Annotated in this window: 17 protein-coding genes; 7 read left to right on the top strand and 10 right to left on the bottom strand. The window is 50.7% G+C overall.

Annotation, left to right across the window (positions count from 1 at the left end; all coding sequences use genetic code 11):
- Window positions 1-349: 349 nt before the first annotated feature.
- From NYR02_RS01965 to NYR02_RS01925, 9 genes are read right to left on the bottom strand one after another with little or no spacing between them, the layout of a single operon-like run.
- Window positions 350-1273 (bottom strand): AgmX/PglI C-terminal domain-containing protein, encoded by a 924-nt coding sequence (locus tag NYR02_RS01965; RefSeq protein WP_260974716.1) that lies wholly within the window; start codon window positions 1271-1273, stop codon window positions 350-352.
- Between the two features lies 1 nt (window position 1274).
- Window positions 1275-1778: an ExbD/TolR family protein gene (locus NYR02_RS01960; protein ID WP_260974715.1), complete on the bottom strand. Its 504-nt coding sequence runs from the start codon at window positions 1776-1778 to the stop codon at window positions 1275-1277.
- A 5-nt stretch (window positions 1779-1783) separates the two neighbouring features.
- Window positions 1784-2272 carry an ExbD/TolR family protein gene (locus tag NYR02_RS01955; protein ID WP_260974714.1) on the bottom strand — a complete coding sequence of 163 codons (489 nt, stop codon included), beginning with the start codon at window positions 2270-2272 and terminating at the stop codon, window positions 1784-1786.
- Window positions 2272-2961 (bottom strand): MotA/TolQ/ExbB proton channel family protein, encoded by a 690-nt coding sequence (locus NYR02_RS01950; RefSeq protein ID WP_260974713.1) that lies wholly within the window; start codon window positions 2959-2961, stop codon window positions 2272-2274. Before NYR02_RS01950 ends, NYR02_RS01955 begins: the two co-directional genes overlap by 1 nt.
- Before the next feature lies 1 nt (window position 2962).
- Window positions 2963-3253: a hypothetical protein gene (locus tag NYR02_RS01945; RefSeq protein ID WP_260974712.1), complete on the bottom strand. Its 291-nt coding sequence runs from the start codon at window positions 3251-3253 to the stop codon at window positions 2963-2965.
- 3 nt (window positions 3254-3256) lie between these two features.
- Entirely contained in the window at window positions 3257-3985 is a 729-nt protein-coding gene (locus NYR02_RS01940) for a tetratricopeptide repeat protein (RefSeq protein ID WP_260974711.1), read from the bottom strand.
- A complete protein-coding gene (locus tag NYR02_RS01935; RefSeq protein WP_260974710.1) occupies window positions 3972-6809 on the bottom strand; it encodes a tetratricopeptide repeat protein in 2838 nt (945 codons plus the stop codon). The genes NYR02_RS01940 and NYR02_RS01935 overlap by 14 nt, the downstream gene beginning before the upstream one ends.
- Window positions 6806-8491, bottom strand: a complete 1686-nt coding sequence (locus NYR02_RS01930; RefSeq protein WP_260974709.1) for a tetratricopeptide repeat protein — start codon at window positions 8489-8491, stop codon at window positions 6806-6808. Before NYR02_RS01930 ends, NYR02_RS01935 begins: the two co-directional genes overlap by 4 nt.
- A 5-nt stretch (window positions 8492-8496) precedes the next feature.
- The gene (locus NYR02_RS01925; RefSeq protein WP_260974708.1) at window positions 8497-9069 is read right to left on the bottom strand and encodes an AraC family transcriptional regulator; all 573 of its coding nucleotides are present in this window, start codon (window positions 9067-9069) and stop codon (window positions 8497-8499) included.
- A 256-nt stretch (window positions 9070-9325) separates the two neighbouring features.
- Between NYR02_RS01925 and NYR02_RS01920 the strand changes: the two genes are divergently transcribed.
- The 3 genes from NYR02_RS01920 (at window position 9326) to NYR02_RS01910 (ending at window position 11591) form a co-directional block, all read left to right on the top strand.
- Window positions 9326-10135, top strand: a complete 810-nt coding sequence (locus tag NYR02_RS01920; protein ID WP_260974707.1) for an outer membrane beta-barrel protein — start codon at window positions 9326-9328, stop codon at window positions 10133-10135.
- Window positions 10105-10770 carry an outer membrane beta-barrel domain-containing protein gene (locus tag NYR02_RS01915; protein WP_260974706.1) on the top strand — a complete coding sequence of 222 codons (666 nt, stop codon included), beginning with the start codon at window positions 10105-10107 and terminating at the stop codon, window positions 10768-10770. The genes NYR02_RS01920 and NYR02_RS01915 overlap by 31 nt, the downstream gene beginning before the upstream one ends.
- Before the next feature lie 86 nt (window positions 10771-10856).
- Entirely contained in the window at window positions 10857-11591 is a 735-nt protein-coding gene (locus NYR02_RS01910) for a fibro-slime domain-containing protein (protein ID WP_260974705.1), read from the top strand.
- A gap of 85 nt (window positions 11592-11676) precedes the next feature.
- Here NYR02_RS01910 and ilvC read toward each other — a convergent pair whose 3' ends face one another.
- Window positions 11677-13164, bottom strand: a complete 1488-nt coding sequence (gene ilvC / locus NYR02_RS01905) for a ketol-acid reductoisomerase (protein ID WP_260974704.1) — start codon at window positions 13162-13164, stop codon at window positions 11677-11679.
- A gap of 142 nt (window positions 13165-13306) precedes the next feature.
- Between ilvC and ilvY the strand changes: the two genes are divergently transcribed.
- The 4 genes from ilvY to NYR02_RS01885 all read left to right on the top strand — a co-directional run bounded on the left by ilvY (window position 13307) and on the right by NYR02_RS01885 (window position 16774).
- Window positions 13307-14182 (top strand): HTH-type transcriptional activator IlvY, encoded by an 876-nt coding sequence (ilvY, locus tag NYR02_RS01900; protein WP_260974703.1) that lies wholly within the window; start codon window positions 13307-13309, stop codon window positions 14180-14182.
- Window positions 14183-14232: 50 nt separating this feature from the next.
- On the top strand, window positions 14233-15024 hold the full coding sequence (gene pssA, locus NYR02_RS01895) for a CDP-diacylglycerol--serine O-phosphatidyltransferase (RefSeq protein ID WP_476756253.1): 792 nt from the start codon (window positions 14233-14235) through the stop codon (window positions 15022-15024).
- A gap of 109 nt (window positions 15025-15133) precedes the next feature.
- On the top strand, window positions 15134-16129 hold the full coding sequence (msrP, locus tag NYR02_RS01890; RefSeq protein WP_260974702.1) for a protein-methionine-sulfoxide reductase catalytic subunit MsrP: 996 nt from the start codon (window positions 15134-15136) through the stop codon (window positions 16127-16129).
- 15 nt (window positions 16130-16144) lie between these two features.
- On the top strand, window positions 16145-16774 hold the full coding sequence (locus NYR02_RS01885) for a protein-methionine-sulfoxide reductase heme-binding subunit MsrQ (RefSeq protein WP_260974701.1): 630 nt from the start codon (window positions 16145-16147) through the stop codon (window positions 16772-16774).
- Window positions 16775-17197 lie beyond the last annotated feature (423 nt).

The raw sequence follows: 17197 nt of genomic DNA, 5'->3' as shown, positions 1-17197 counted from the left end.
GGACCCGAAGTTGGGCATCGCTATTGTGTCATTTTGTTAAATGGGAAGATGGAACATGGTCACAAAGTACTGAGGGCAAAGAGGGCCGTTTCCGATATTGTGAACCAGTACTGATTTGTCAGAGAGGGTTAAGCGAAGTCAGGTTATATGCGGGTTTTATTGCGCTTTTTTATTTGCCAAGGCGCTGTCTGACCAATCAGAAAATACACCAATTAAGCCGTTTTAAATGAACGGCCCGATATATCTTCTTTCTGTTTTTTACGTAACTGAAATGTTGCCCAAAGAGGATTCGGCAGAGTAAATCTCCCCGTAAAAAAGGATACGGAGAGAATTATTCTAACAATGCTGTTCAGCTCGGAATCAGTACAAAGGTGTACTGCACTTTGGTGGGTGCAACTTTGTCTTCACCAAAGTTAATGCCCGATACTTTAGCCAGCATTTTTTGCTCAAGGTCCGGCATGCTCAGATCGCTGCGGATTAATCTCAGCCGCGATACGGTACCGTCAGGCTCGACCACCAGTTCAAACACAAACTTGCCGCTCAGATCCGGATGCTGACGTAAGGCTTTGGCGTACAGTGCATACACGCTGCCTTTGGTATTTTCGATGGTGCGGCGAATGCTTTCCATATCACGTCGGCCGCGGGCCCCTTCGCTGTAGCTGCCACCTTCATCCGGTAAATCGAGATAAGCAATCGGACTGTCGATTGCGGTACCCTGATGCTGCGCCAGAGCGGCACCTTTTACCTGCATATCCATGTCGGCGTTTTTCAGGCCGCCGCTGCTGTTCAGGTTCTCCTGACCCAGACTGGAGCGGGTATTGGCTTTTGCCTGCCCCCCTTTTTCCGACAAATTTTTATTCTGTAATTTACTGACATCCACTTTGTTTTGCATGGTGTTCAGCGATGACAGAGCAGCCAGTGCCTGAGCCGGTGCTTTGCCTCCGGCTTTGGGCTGTGGCCGGTCGGCAGCAGTAACCGCTTCCTGTGGTTTTGGCTTGGGTTTTGGCGGTGGTGGCGGCGCCACTTCCTGTACCGGCTTTGATTGCTCCGGCATTTTCGGTGGTTCCAGCATCACTTTGGTGCGCACCACCGGAGCCTGTTCTATATCGCTGAAATGCACATCCCAGGTCGGTAAAAAAGGCACGGCAATAAACAACACCAATAGCACAATGGCCAGGCGTTTAACCTGGCGGATAAAGCGTTGGTTATTGTCTTCATTAACGCTCCACGGCAGATCAAGCTGCAATGAAACAAACTGAGCGCTGGCTGACATATTACTGTCCTCCGCCGGTCAGTACACTGGCGGCCACCTGATTAACGGCCAAAGAAACATCACGGAATCCGTAGGCACTGCAGGTAGTCATCACCGCTTTTAATAAATCGTACGGCACACTCTGATCGCCCATGATGGTGACGGAGCGGCCAATTTTCTGTTCGACCTCCGTTAACTCACCGCTTTCTTCGGCAAAGGCTTTTAACGCTTCGCCCAGCGGTTTGTTTACTTCACCCGGCCGGCGATCAACGTCGCTGACGGCGACAATATTCTGGTTGTCGATCATGATGGAATCCTGAGCGACGTTAATCACCAGTTGTCCATGCAGAGCGCCGTCGGCATTGGAGTCCGGCAGCTTGACGAAATTGGCTTTGGCCAACTCCTGACTTTCGCCGGTATTCATCAGCAGGAAGAACACCAGGATAGTAAAAATATCCATCAGCGAGGTCAGATTCAGAGTGGCTGTTTTGGTGACTTTGCGCTGAATAAAGCTGTTTGAGGCCATATCCGTTACCGTTTTTTATCCCCGAGAGAAATTTCCGGGAAGAGTTCAACTTCGACCAGACTGGCTGCTAACACGGTTTTATAGGATTTAATGGTATCCATCGTGGAAATCAGGGTCTGGTACTCGACGTTTTTGGCAGCAATGATGGTTGCGTCTTTTTTATCACTGAGCTGATTTTTAAGATCACGCATCAGTTGCGACAGCTCGCGGTAATCATATTGATTCTCTTTGAGCGGGATTTTTTTCAACAGCTTGCCGGTCGGGAAATACACGGCAAAGCCTTCGCTGTCGACCATCACATCCAACTGCGACTGACTGAGTTCTGCTGCCGATTGGCCACCACTGAGCTCGGGCAGATTAATATCCAGCACCCGCACTTTGGTAAAGGTCAGGCTGAGCAGCAGCACCGGTACCAATACGATCATCAGGTTCATAAAGGACGTGATATCGATATCGGTGTCTTCCGCCATGCGCCGGTTCATTTTAAAAGCCATCAGGATGCCTTTTGATCGTCGCCACGGTTGTCTTTCGGATAACCGGCTTCAACAGCACGGTTCAGGGTCATCACATTCAGGAACTTCATCGCCGCCATTTCGATACTGCTGACAATGGCATTGGTTTTATTATTGATCACTGCACTGGCAATCAGCAGTGGAATCGCGGCAATCAGACCGAAAGCCGTGGTGTTCATCGCTACCGAAATAGACTGTGACAGCAGTGCGGATTTATCCGCCGGATCGGCGTTAGCAACGGCGGCAAACGCAGCAATCAGACCAATAATTGTACCGAGCAGGCCCAACAGAGTGGCAACGTTTGCCAGCATAGCCAGATAGTTGGTACGGTTTTCCAGGCGTGGCAGAACTTCCATTACGCCTTCGTTCATAGCTTGTTCAATATCAGCACGTTGCTTGGTGATTTTCATCATATCCAGACCGCAGCCAATAATGCGCGATACGGCAGCCTGATGATCACGGGTAAACAGCGTCATTTTTTCATGATCGTTGGTACGCAATAATGGCAGAAAGTCCTGGAAGGTTTTTTCGTTGCGGTTTTTCTCGCGCTTCAGAAATATCCAGCGTTCAAAAGCAATCGCCAGGCCCAGTACCAGTACGATGGAAATCGGATACATAAACAGGCCCCCTTCTTTCAGGAAGTTGACCACGATGCTGTAGATATCGCCCATTTTAGTTAGCCTCAGAATTTAAACTTGGGTTATTTTCAAGATTCATTTCGTCATAGATGCGCATCGAGCGCAGCATCACATCACGATCAATAGCGTCCAGACTGTTGTCGTACCGGTCTTCCACATTCTGGTATAGACGGTCGACGCCGCTGGCTTCCTGCCAGGGCACAAAATAACTGACCGATGGCTGCTCTTTATCGCCGACGATCTTACTTTCCAGCTTGATCGCTTCTTCGGCCATTAACGGCAGGCTGAACAGAGACATAAGCAGCAGATTGCTGATAATTTTCATAATTTATTCCGCCGCCAGTTTGCTGCTGTTCTGGGTTTCTGGCCCGGCATCAATGAAGCTGGCGGTAATACCAGTACGACTTTGTACTTCCTGATACCAGTCTGTAGCTGCATGCGTCTTTTTATTGGTTAAAAACAGGTAGGCTTCATAGTGTGCCTGAGCCTGTTGCGGAATATTCAGATACAGATCGTAGAGCACGCCCAGATTCAGATGCGCTTCAGGAAAGTCGGGCCATTGCTGCAGCGCTTTGGCGTACGTATTTTGGGCCGCAATAAATTGTCCCTGACGGCGCTGGGTCTCACCAAGGCCAAGCCAAGCATTAACATTGATGTCGTTAATCGTCAGTGCTTTCTGATAATAATCTTCGGCTTCGGCATAACGCTCATTGGTCATACTGATATCCCCCAGCATGACCAAAGGGCCCGCCAGCGACGGGTCTTTTTCCGCAATCACTTTCAGCTTTTGCACGGCGGTTTTTTCATCGTCGGCCGCCAGTGCTTTTTTCGCTTCAATAAACAGCAGAACAGACCCTTTACTGATGGTGCCGGTTTGTTTCAGGTAAGGATTCTCTGCAGCAACGTAGGGAATTTTCAGCCCTTTCTCATCGTACGCCTGGTGTGGCAGGTACTGGGAGGTCTGCGTCAGTGTCAGAGTGTCTGGTGTGGATTTTGGCTGCTGCGCGGCACAGCCGCTGAGCAAGGCCAGAATCAGCATGGGTTTAACGAATTTCATCGCCATACCTCTTTTGTTCTTCAGATTTGTTAAAGCGTGCAGGAGACAGCAGTGCCAGTGCTTTGAAACTGTCATCAATCCACTGGTTAAAGTGACCTTTCCAGCCTTGCTCGACGTTGCTGGTGTATACCGACAGCGCCAGCTCCAGCATTGGGGCAGCCTGCTGATTAATCAGGCTGCGGAACATGTCTGCATCCTGCTCCGACATACCGTCAGGAATGGGCAGGGTTTGCAGTTCGTTGGCCATCTGCTGATACAGGCGGGCAATTTTAAAGCTGCCCTGGGTGGTAAATTCCAGCAGCCCGTATTCGGCTGCCTGCTGATAACGGCTGACCGCATCCTGCAGACTTTGGTTTTTCAGTGGTAAATTGCGCTCGAGATTGGCCGCCAGGCGACGCTTATTAAATTCACCGGCAAAATAATCGCCGTATTCATTGTTGGCCCAGGCGGCCAGCCACTGTGAACGGTCGGTACGGCTCTCTCCGGCACTGGCATCACCCTGTACGATACGACGCAGCCAATAAAGCTTACGACGCTCATCATTTTTCTGACCATAAATCAGCGCGATGTGGTAACGCGATTCCATGCGGTTATCGAATGGCTGTTCATAATTACGCGCCCAGGTTTTGTAATATTCGAGGGCGGTATCCAGTTGGCCGAGCTTTTCATACAGGCCGGCTGCGGCGAACAGGGCATCACGTTTTACCTCGGCGCTTTTATCGTTGGCGTACAGGTAGTCGTACGTTTTCGCTGCTGGCAGCATTTGCCCGTCCTGCTCGTAGCCATAAGCCAGTTTGCGCGGAAATTCGGCCGCCAGTTCATGCTGCGGATAAAGCGCACGCAGTTCTTTTAATTCGCTAATGGCTGACTGCCATTGTTTTTCCGCCAGTAGCGTAACGGCGGCATCGTATTGAGCAATCACACGGACTTTGCTGTCAGGTGCAATGGTTTTAATGCGCAGCTGTTGTTCTGCTGCGGCCAGTTTCTGCCCGGCGGCCATCATTCCTTCTGCTTTTTTATACACCGCGGTTGCCATGCGTTCGCTGACGGCGACGTATTGCGGATGCTGTTTACCCAACAGCTGACGCTGGTTGTCGTAGTTCTGTTCCGCTTCCAGGTAATTTTTCTGCTGGTAATACGAGTGCGCGATAATGCCGTAGGCGGTTTGCTTCAGGTTTTTATCCAGCGCTTTATTGCCGCTAATCAGCTTACTGGCTACGTCAATCGCTTGTGGGTAACGGTTCAGGCTGAATAAATATTCGGCAGCGTTCGTCAGTACCGCCGGCGAGCGTTTGTCGGTGTCATAGCGTTCGGTAAACCGCAGCATACTGGCGACGGCATTTTCCTGTGCATGGGATTTTTCTTTCGGATTCTGTTCCAGTTCCGCAATACGCTGCTGGTAAGCAAGAATGGCTGCGTAACCGGAGCGGTTGCCGAATTCTTTATCCTGATACTGGTAGCTGACAATTTCATAGTCCGCGGCAGCCTGATCGTACTGGCGGGCTTCAAAATGCGCTTCTGCTTTCAGAAAACGTTGTTTGGCCAGATCGCTGCTTTGCGGAAAGCTGCTCAGGTATTCGCCGTAATATTGTGTGGCGCTGGCATAGGATGCGGCGGATTTCTCGTTCAGCTCATCAGCACCTTTGATTTTTGCCGCTTCTTTTTCACCCGCCAGTTTGGCCTGAGCTTGTGCCTGAGCGTGAAAGTGCGCCGCCATTTCGGTCAGGTAAGGTTTCAGGTTCGCGCTGATGTCGTTGCGCAATGTCTCGCTGGCCTGCGCCCAGTAAGCCGACTGCATTCCGTACTGCGCGACATAAGATTGTTTGGCCAGCAGAACGTCTTTAGCAAAGGCCCCTTTAATGTAGGCGGCAATCAGCTTGCTGTGCATACCCGGTGTGCGTGTATCCAGCGGATAATGGGTAATAAAATGCTGATAGGTCGCGGCGCTGTCGGCGTAACGGTTTTTCTCCAGGTAGTAGGCACCCAGATTTTCATACACTTGCCAGATATAGGCTTTGTTGCGCAGGCCTTTTACGTCGCTGATTTTTTCGGCACCACCGAGGTTGACCAGTGTCAGGCTGATGGAGTGCAGGCTGTCGTCAACCAATGGCTTTTCGGCATTGCTTAATGTCTGGCTGCTTTGCTCATCGAGAACAACGGATAACACATAGGCAAAGGATTCCAGCGCATCATCAAACAATCCGCGTTTATACAGCGCCCAGCCCAGCATATAGTGCGCGTTAAGTTGCAGTGTTGGTGCATTAGCGGTAGTGACGGTGCGGTAATGGAATTCCGCCTGCTTATAATTCTCGTTGTTGAAGTTGATGTCGCCCAAACGGAAGTGCGCTTCGGCAATGCCGGAATAATCCGGATGCAGAGCCACCAGACGCTTCAGCATGGCTTCTGCATTTTTCGGCTCGCCTTCCATTTCATAGGCTTTTGACAGCTGGTAAAGCACTTCGGCGTTATCCGGGGAGTTCGGATATTTTTCCAGAATGTCGATATAAGAATTAATGGCGTCGCGGTAGTAACCTTTGCTCGGCTTATTTTCCGGGCTGGTCTGCAGATGATCGCCTTCGGCCATGGAGACACCGGCGATGCGTCGCTCAATTTGTTCTTTCAGAAACTTGTCATCAACCAGTTCCAATAATTCCTGATATTCCTCTCGTACCTGATGGTGATTCATATCAGAAAAATCGAGATTACTTTCTTCGGTTTCCTGGCTTTTTAAACTGCCAATGGTGTCGTTTCCGCCAAACAGGCTGCATCCGCTCAACAATATAGGCAAACCCATCAGCAAGCCTATGTGGTTCAGGTGTTTCATTGTTGTGCTCCGCTGCTGGAATCTTCGATGTTGTTCAGGGCTTTATCGTAAAGCCGTGCTTTGCCCAGACGCGCCTGCGCCCAGTAATACCGGATCCGCTCTTCGTGTTTATCCAGCTCGGCGGTAATCACACCGCGCATCACTTTTTCCAGCGAGCGGATCAGGCTATTGGTATTGCTGAGTTCCTGTTCTACTTGTGCAGCCAGTTTTTTACTGCGCGCCTGTAACTGATAACTGAGTTTGTAAGGTTCTTTGATGGCGGCCACCTGGGTCACTTTGTCACCCACCAGTTCCAGGTCTTTCTGGGTGTTTTGCCACAGGCTGGTAAAGCGTTCCTGATCACGTTCGGACAGGGTCAGGGTGGTCAGCTTCTGCTCCATCAGACCGTCTTTATAAAAGCGGAATTGTTTCTGGCTGGCGTTGACATCAGCCATCAGTTTTTCCATACCGGTCTGATCACGGCGAATACGGATAATGAGTTCGTGTTCGTGAATCTGCATCTGCCAGAATTGCAGATTACGGCGGATACCATACAGATCGCGCAGCTCTTTAATGACCGAATAAAAATTGTTGGAGGCCATTAATTCGGTGAGAAAGGGTGTCAGCTTGTTGTAATCAAGGCTGGGCTGCATGCCGTACCAGTCGGATTCATCCAGCATGGCTTCGAGGTTAATCACGAATTCTTGCGGAATTTCCTGCGAGGCGATGACTTTGCGCGCCATCTCGATGGCATTCAGGCCTTCTTTAAATGATTTTTCCGCCAGCAGGTATTGTTTCAGCGAGCTGCGTTTCGCGCCTTCAGTTTCATAGACATGGGCCAGCAGTACCTTAGCTTCCTGGGTTTCAGGAATGGTAATGGAGCGCTGATCAAGCAACCGCAGGGCGGGAACCGCATCACTGTAGCGCTTCAATTTAATCGCCGCCCAGGCATAGGTTAATAATGCGCGGTTGGAATACAGGCCAGTGGTGCGCACACCCTGCAGATAATTCCAGGCGGAGAGCAGGTTTCCCTGTGTCATTTCCAGCTGTGCCAGGGCATGGCGTGCCCGGTCGGCCAGTACCGCCAACTCTTCACTTTTATGCGTCACGGCGGCTGTCATCACACGGTTCAGGTTCGCCATGGCTTCGTCCGTTTTCCCGCTTTGCAGCTGGCTGACGGCCAGGTTGTAAATCAGGTAAGGCTGAAAACGGAGATTGTCTGACAGTTGGTCAATACCGGCATTTGCGGCATCGGTCTGACGGTTACGGATATTAATCAGCGTTGCCAGATAGTTGTATTCGCCGGCAATTTCCTGCGGTACCTGACCGTTGATCTGCATCAGAGCGTGCGCAGCACGTGGAGTGTCGGCTTTCTGATAATAGAGCTTTGCCAGATAAAACCAGGCGCGGTTACGTTGCTCCGCAGCCACTTCCGGTGTCAGTAACTGGCTGAAAATGTCTTCGGCCTGACCGGCAATACCGTAAGACAGGGTCATGCCTCCCTTTAATAACCGGGCTTCATTGCCGTGGTGTTGCAGGGCATTCTGGCTATTCGCGTATCCGTACTGCACCAATGCGGAAAAATAATCCTGCTGATAGTAATCAAACAGAATACCGCCGTACTCGAGGTCTTTAACCTGCGCGGCGGTGGCATATTGGCTGGCAATAATAAGGGTCAGCAGAAAGCGCGTTAACGTTCGCATAAGCACTACCACTGATTTATGGAAAACACAGGTTCCTGGCGGGCTCTGTCATCCGTGATGGCCAGTTCCAGATATTGGCTTGCTTTGCCTTTTTCCAGCGTCAGCTCGGCGGCTCTTTTATAGGCGCGGCCATTGGGGCCAATGCCGGTAAAAAAGGCGGTGACTTCGTGTTTGCCTTCCGACAGGTTGGTCATAAACAGTTTCTGTACACCACCGCGGTTCAGGGCTTCGCGTTGCTTGGCCGAGTACAGGTGAGTGGAAACCATTTTGTCGTCGATTTTCAGTTTGACGCTTTCCAGAGTAAAAAACTGACCACCTTCAACGGCAACAAAAACAGAAAACTGGGTGTTGGTGGGAAATAACAAAGCTTCTTCCATTACACGCAGATCTTTGTTTAAAGTGATGACCCGGTTTTTTAACGCCTGAATATTGCCGGACAGACGCTGAACTTCGCTCATGGCTTTGTTCGCTTTTTCTTCCGACTTCTGTTGGCCAAAATCAATATTGGCATCCGCTGCCAATAATGGTGCAGATACGAAACAGCTGATAAAAATTGATAACAATGCCCAAAAACGCACGTCTGTTACTCCTGCCGCTTTGATGCTGACGTTGGACGGTCGGGCATTATCTGCACTTCTGAATTTAAAAACCTGCACCTGTTCAAAAAACGGCATTGCGCCATTTTTTTTTCTCGTTAATCAGACCTGCGTCACACTTTTGCTGCAACGCCCATCACAGTGTGAACAGGTTAACAGTCGGAAGGTGATTCACTGCCAGACAACGGAAGGCGCTTTTCCGTAAGATGCCCGCCGAATCTGTTATGACGACATCATCATGCAACGACACCTGATACTGGTGCTGAGTCTTTGCCTTTGGGCTTTTCCTTCTCTGGCACAGCAAAACAATCCGGCGCAACAGGAAAACCACAAGGCGCAGGAAAAACAACCTCCGCAGGTTTCCAGCGACGATATCAATCAGGCTCTGAAAGTGGAGGTGATTGACCCATACCTGGAGCTGCACACTGGCCCGGGGCGTGGCTATCCCGTTATTTATGTGGTGGAAAAAGGCGAAGAAATTGCTGTAATCAGCCGCCGCACGACCTGGTACCTGATTGCTGACAGGCGCGGTAAAACGGGCTGGGTAACCCGTGAAAGTCTGGCGCGTACCCTGCTGGACACCGGCACCCCGGTTGCTTTGCCAGAAACCCGCCACGGTGATTTTTTACGTCATAAAATACGCTTGGGATTTACCGTTGGTAAGCAGGAAGGATCGGATCAGATTGGTTTGCTCGCCGGATACCGGCTGAGCCGGAATTTTGGTGTAGAGGCAGAATACGGCCAGCTTTTTGCCGAGACCGTTGATGGTTATCAGCAATCCATCAGCCTGATTGTTGAGCCGACGGATCGCTGGTCGTTTACCCCGTTTCTGGCTGCAGGCTTTGGCCGGCAGGAATTGCAGCTGAAAGAAAAATTGCCGGGTAATAAGCCGGTTAATGACGATTTTCGCAGCCTGGGTATCGGTGTTAACGCGTATATCGGCTTCAATTTTGTATTACGCGGTGAGTACCGCCACCTGACGATATTTTCAGACAATGACACAGTGAGTAACGCGATATGGCGAATTGGTTTCAGCAGTTTCTTCTGACAGCAGCAGTCTTACTGCTCAGTCCGTTGGCATTGTCGGCAGAAGAGAGTAATGATGGTTCAGTGGTGATTAATCCGATCAAAATTATTGAACCGGAGGGTCAGCAAAGTAAAAGCGATCAGGCAAAAATTGACAACGAAGTGTTCGAGGCCGGTTTTTTCCTGGGCATGATCAGCATCGAAGATTTCGGCACGCACCCTTTATATGGCGTAAAAGCGTCATTTCATGCGACGGAAGATTTTTTCCTGCAGGCAAACTACGGTCGCAGCGAAGCCGGGCGTACGAGTTACGAAACGATTAACGGCAGTGGCATTAATATCCTGACCGATGCCGATCGTGAGTACAGTTATTACGATGTACTGGTGGGGTATAACCTGTTTCCCGGTGAAACCTTTGTTACCCGCAACCTGACGTTTAATTCTGCGTTTTATCTGATTGGTGGTGTTGGTAATACCCAGTTCGCCGGAGATGAGCAATTTACTCTGGTGGTTGGCACAGGTTATCGCATTATATTTTCAGACTGGCTGACCTGGAATCTGGATTACCGTGATCACATGTTTGAGACCGAACTGTTAGGCCATAAAAAGCGGACTCACAATATTGAGTTTGCTACCGGGTTAACAGTTTTCTTTTAATCGTATAACGGTTTGTAAACGCAGGTCGCATTTTGTAGCCGCCATTCGGTTTACTATGCCAGTGTTATTTTAAGGTTGGAGGCTTTATGGCTAGTCGGAATTTCGCAACAGGTATACTGCTGTCTGTTTTACCGTTGGTTTTCAGCAATATCAGTGTTGCCGGTTCACCCTCAGACTATAGCGAAGCCTGTGAATGTAAAACCTCAGAGAATGGTACTCGTACCATTCCGGTTTTAATTCGTGACTTTAAAACCAGCCATCCGGATTTTGAAACCATGGATGGTGTGGATTATGGCATTGTAAAAGAAGACCTGGGTGACGATGGCCGTCCGGTGTATGCGCATGAAGACCGCAGCAAAACGACAACAGGCAAAGCCAATTTTGACCAGTGGTATCGTGATGTGCCGGATGTGAACATGGCCATCAGCAAGAGCCTGACGATTCGTGAAATTGCTTCCGGTTTTTGGGAATACAGTAATCACAGTTTTTTTCCGATTGACCGTGAAGGCTTTGGTAATCAGAGAAACTATCACAACTTCCACTTTACACTGGAAACGCATCTGAAGTTTTACTATGTGCCGGGCGGCCAGTTTACCTTCCGCGGTGATGATGACCTGTTCTTGTTTATTAACGGCAAACTGGCCATGGATATCGGCGGTGTACACGGCATGATCGAGAAAACCCTCGATCTGGATCAGGTTGCTGAGCGTCTGGGTATTGAGCCTTACCATACATATTCGTTCGATTTGTTTTTTGCCGAGCGTCATACCTCAGAGTCGCACTTTCAGTTTCAGACCACGCTGGAGCTTGAGTGTCTGTAAGTACGCTGTGTGTGGTCTGATTAAAAAGCATAAAAAAACCCGGCAATTGCCGGGTTTTTTTATGTCTGCGGGTTAAAGCACAAAATCAGTTGGCTTCAACGATGCGCTTCATGTCAGTCATGTAGCCACGCAGTTCCTGACCAATCCACTCAACCGGGTGGTTGCGGATGTTTTCGTTCACTTCGATCAGACGCTTGTTGTCTACAGAGTTAGACTTCAGCTTCAGGCCTTTACCGATCACGTCGGTGCTGATGTTCGGCATGAACTTCTCACGCAGCAGAGGTACTGCAGCGTGGGAGAACAGGTAGTTACCGTACTCAGCAGTATCGGAAATAACCACGTTCATTTCGTACAGCTTACGACGGGCGATGGTGTTGGCGATCAGTGGAGTTTCGTGCAGAGACTCGTAGTACGCAGACTCTTCAACGATGCCGCTCTCAACCATGGTTTCGAACGCCAGTTCAACGCCGGCTTTGATCATCGCTACCAGCATGATGCCGTGGTCGAAGTATTCCTGTTCGCTGATTTCAACATCAGAAACCGGTGCTTTTTCGAAGCCGGTTTCTGCGGTTTCTTCACGCCAGGTCAGCAGGTTTTTATCGTTGTTGGCCCAGTCAGCCATCATGGTGCGGGAGAATTCGCCGGTCATGATGTCGTCCTGATGCTTGCGGAACAGTGGACGCATCAGTTCTTTCAGGTCTTCGGCCATATCAAACGCAACGATTTTCGCTGGGTTAGACAGACGATCCATCATGTTGGTGATGCCGCCGTATTTCAGCGCTTCAGTTACAGTTTCCCAACCGAACTGGATCAGTTTAGCGGCGTAACCTTCGTCGATACCGTCGGCAACCATTTTCTCGAAGCCTAGGATCGCACCGGTCTGCAGCATGCCGCACAGAATGGTTTGCTCACCCATCAGGTCAGACTTAACTTCAGCAACGAAAGAAGATTCCAGACAGCCAGCGCGGTGACCGCCAGTACCGGCAGCCCATGCTTTAGCGATATCCCAGCCTTCGCCTTTTGGATCGTTTTCCGGGTGAACGGCGATCAGCGTTGGTACACCGAAGCCACGCTTGTACTCTTCACGTACTTCAGAACCCGGGCACTTAGGCGCAACCATCACAACGGTCAGGTCAGGACGGATCTGCATGCCTTCTTCAACAATGTTGAAACCGTGGGAGTAACCCAGAGTGGCGCCTTCTTTCATCAGTGGCATAACCGCAGAAACAACCGCTGTGTGCTGCTTGTCAGGAGTCAGGTTGATCAGCAGGTCAGCCTGTGGCACCAGTTCTTCGTAAGTACCAACAACGAAACCGTTGTCAGTCGCGTTTTTCCAGGACTGACGCTTCTCCGCGATGGCTTCAGCACGCAGGGTGTAAGACACGTCCAGACCGGAATCGCGCATGTTCAGACCCTGGTTCAGGCCCTGAGCACCACAACCAACGATCACAACTTTCTTACCTTTCAGGAATTCAGCTTCGGAAGCGAATTCAGAACGGTCCATAAAACGGCAGCGACCCAGCTGATCCAGCTGTTGACGCAGGTTCAGAGTATTGAAGTAGTTAGCACCCATCTCTGGCTCCTTAAATTGAGGTTATGTGGATTAAAAAACGTTGCGGCGAATAGTAGGGGAAGATGGCTGTTGCGTAAAATGCTATATTTGCGTCATCTCGTTGCGTTTTATGCAACAGCCTTATTTCAATTAAGGAAATGCGATGGATTACAAGGACTTGCAGGTGTTTCTTAGTCTCAGTTCGCTGCAGCATCTGGGCAAAGCCAGCCAGCAATTACATATGAGTGCGTCGACACTGAGTCGCCGCCTGGCGCGGATGGAGGAAGAGGCCGGGGCGCAACTGTTCAGTCGTGATAGTTCACCCTTGCAGTTGACGGCCGCGGGTGAGTTGTTTCGCCAGCATGCTGAGCAAACCCTGCTCAGCTGGGAACAGTTGCGCAGCGCAGTGGGTACTCAGGTCAGTGATCTGAGCGGACGCCTGACGTTGTATTGCTCCGTGACCGCCAGTTACAGCTTTCTGGCGGACTTGTTGTCGCGCTTTCGGGAAAAATATCCGCAGGTCGATCTGCGCATTCATACCGGCGATGCAGCGGAATCGATCCCGCGGGTGGAATCTGGCGAGGCCGATGTGGTGATTGCCGCGCGTCCGGAACAACTCGCCGCCGGACTGACTTTTAAAGCGATGGCGGCATCACCGCTTCTCTTTATAGCGCCACGCGCACCGGGAGCTGTGTTGCCACTGAATCAGACGGAGATCGACTGGGCGCAGGTGCCGATGGTGTTGTCGGAGTCTGGTCTGGCACGCACCCGCGTCAACCGCTGGTTTGCCGCACGCAATATCGCCCCGCATATCTACGCTCAGGTGACAGGCAACGAGGCCATCGTCAGTATGGTCGCGCTGGGAGTTGGCGTGGGCGTGGTGCCGGAGCTGGTGCTGCGCAACAGTCCGATGGCCGGACGGGTGCGGGTTTTGAATGTGCAGCCGGAACTGGAACCCTTTGCCATTGGTCTGTGTGCCCAGAGTCAGCGTCTGCAGGAACCTTTGTTACAGGCGTTGTGGAAGACAGCCGCCATTTAATGCCTCATAATGAGCGGTTCTACTGAGGTGTGTTTATGAGCCTGCAACAAATGAATGATGACGACAACAAGGTTGTACCCCTGATGGATAACGAAGACGAAAGCGGACGTAAGTCGGCCAAGTGGCCAGGACGCAAAGGCATTTACCTGCTGCCAAACCTGTTTACAACCGGCGCTCTGTTCTCCGGCTTTTATGCGGTAGTGGCCAGCATGAACGGCCATTTCGAAAACGCGGCAATTGCCATCTTTATTGCCATGATTCTCGATGGTCTGGACGGACGCGTTGCGCGCCTGACCAATACCCAGAGTGACTTCGGTGCCGAGTACGACAGCCTGGCGGATATGGTGTCGTTCGGTGTTGCACCAGCGCTGGTTGCCTTTAGCTGGGCATTGCAGGATCTGGGCAAAGTCGGCTGGGTTGCGGCTTTCATCTATGTTGCCGGTGCGGCATTGCGTCTGGCGCGTTTCAATACGCAGCTGGCGGTTGCTGATAAGAACTTCTTCACCGGTCTGGCCAGTCCGGCGGCTGCGGCTATTGTTGCCGGAACCGTATGGGTGTTCAGCGAAACCGGCACCACCGGTTCGGATATCGCCTGGCTGATGGCTGTTGTGGTTCCTGCGGCGGGTCTGCTGATGGTCAGTAACTTCCGCTATCACAGCTTTAAAGGTCTGGATCTGCGCGGCAAGGTTCCGTTTGTTGCCATGCTGGCCGTGGTATTCGTGTTTGTTGTGGTTTCCATCGACCCGGCCAAAGTACTGTTGGGCGTATTTATGACCTATGCGCTGTCTGGTCCGGCTTATGAAGCGTGGGTACGCTTGCGTGAAAAAAGGGCTAAAGGTTGAATTCTTAACCCAATTTGAGTCTAACCTTGCTCTGAGTCTTCCCGCGCGTCTCTTCTCTGATGTGGCGCCGTCGCGGGAAGGCGGTTAAACCGCCAGCCGAGGAGCTTCCATGATTATTAAGCCGCACAATCCTTCCGACCCTTTAGCGTCAGAAATTACTCCTCATTCCCTTTATCTTAAACGTCGCCAGTTTATTGGCCAAAGTGCTGCGTTAGCGTTAGCCGCCAGTGCCTTGCCTGTGCATGCGCTGCAAAGCCGGACAGAGCCCGGCAGTAGTGGTGCTCCCTGGTTGCGTGAGCAGATTGGTGCCGCACGCGAAACTTCTTTCGGAGAAGATGAAGTTCTGACGCCCTACAGTAGTGTTACTCAGTACAACAACTTCTATGAGTTCGGTACGGGTAAAGATGATCCTTACCGTTATGCCAGCAAGCTGAAAACCGATCCATGGTCCGTTACTGTAGATGGGGAGTGTGAGGTAAAGGGTAGTTTCACGCTGGAAGACCTATTGAAGGGGCAGTCGCTTGAAGAGCGTATCTATCGTTTGCGCTGCGTCGAGGCCTGGTCGATGGTGATTCCATGGATTGGTTTTCCGCTGGCCGATCTGATTAAACGCTTTAAACCCCTGGCCAGCGCTAAATACATTGAATTCATTACCCTGGAAGATAAAAAGCAGATGCCGGGTCAGCGCTCGGCGTTTTCAACCATCGATTGGCCATACAGAGAAGGTCTGCGTATGGATGAAGCGATGCACCCGCTGACGATTATGGCCGTTGGCTTATATGGTGAGGTACTGCCTAATCAGAATGGTGCGCCATTACGTTTGGTTGTGCCGTGGAAGTACGGCTTTAAAAGTATCAAGTCGATTGTTGCCATCCGCTTCCGCGAAACCATGCCGCGTACCACCTGGAATGATATTGCGCCGAACGAATACGGCTTCTATGCCAATGTGAATCCGCAGGTCGATCATCCGCGCTGGAGTCAGGCCAGTGAGCGCCGTCTGCCATCCGGCTTGTTCAAACCTAACCGCATCAGTACGCGCCTGTTTAATGGCTATGATGAGGTCGCTTCTCTTTATAGCGGTATGGATCTGCATAAGTACTACTGAACCGGGATTGTTTGCATGATCAGGCTGCGCCGCATTGTTCTCTTTGTATTAGGTATCACGCCATTCCTCTATATAGGTCAGGCGATTGTTCGTCTGCAGTCCGGTGAATGGGAAATCCTTGGCCCGGAGCCGGGTAAAGCTGTTGTCTGGTTTACCGGTACCTGGGCATTCAACTTTCTGCTGCTGACATTGGCAGTAACGCCGCTACGCCGTTTGCTGAAACAGCCCTGGCTGATTCAGCACCGGCTGATTCAGCACCGGCGTATGCTGGGCTTGTTTGCTTTCTTCTATGCCTCTCTGCACTTGCTGTCTTACTTTGCGTTTCTTCTGGAGTGGCGTTTCGCTGAATTGGGGGCTGAAACGATTAAGCGGCCTTATTTACTATTAGGCATGACAGCCTGGCTGCTGCTGCTGCCATTGGCTGTGACATCTACCCGCGGCTGGCAACGGCGGCTGAAGCAGGGATGGAAGCGCCTGCATAAGTTGATTTATCCGTTATCTGTTCTCGTGGCGGTTCATTATCTGCTGCAGATCCGTTCTTCGTGGTTTGAGCCTGTGTTGTATGCCGCGCTCGTACTCTGTCTGCTATTACTGCGGTGGCAGAAAGCCACGGTCGCGAAGCACCCTGATGGACATAATAGTTAAGTAATGTAAAAAGCAGTTGACCCCCGGATTCATATCCCTATAATGCGCCCCTCTTGACCGCTACGGTGTGTTGAGGAGATTGAAAAAGCTTTATTTTTCAATGGCTTACAAGATTCTAGCGAATCGTAAGTTGCTGAAAAATTCTCGAAAAAGGTATTGATTTCGGTCAGTAAGAGCGTAGAATGCGCCACCTGCTTTGAGAGTGATCCGAAAGGGTTGTTTAAAGCTGAGTTAAGTGATTGATTTTAAAAGAAATTTTGAAAATTAACGCTTGACAAGATTCTAAGGTGCTGTAAAATGCGCCGCCTGAGTTGAGAAGCGAAAGCGGAATGATTCAGGCAGTTAAGCGGTTGAAAAGATTCAAACAAATCGCTTGACATAAAGAGCTGCTTCTATAGAATACGCAGCCCGCTTTGAGAGAAA

Origin of the sequence: Thalassolituus pacificus, assembly GCF_025318105.1 — a bacterium.
GTDB classification, from domain to species: Bacteria; Pseudomonadota; Gammaproteobacteria; order Pseudomonadales; family Oceanobacteraceae; genus Venatoribacter; species Venatoribacter pacificus.
Note: the sequence above shows the minus strand (reverse complement) of the source record. Positions and strands in the feature narration are given on the sequence as shown.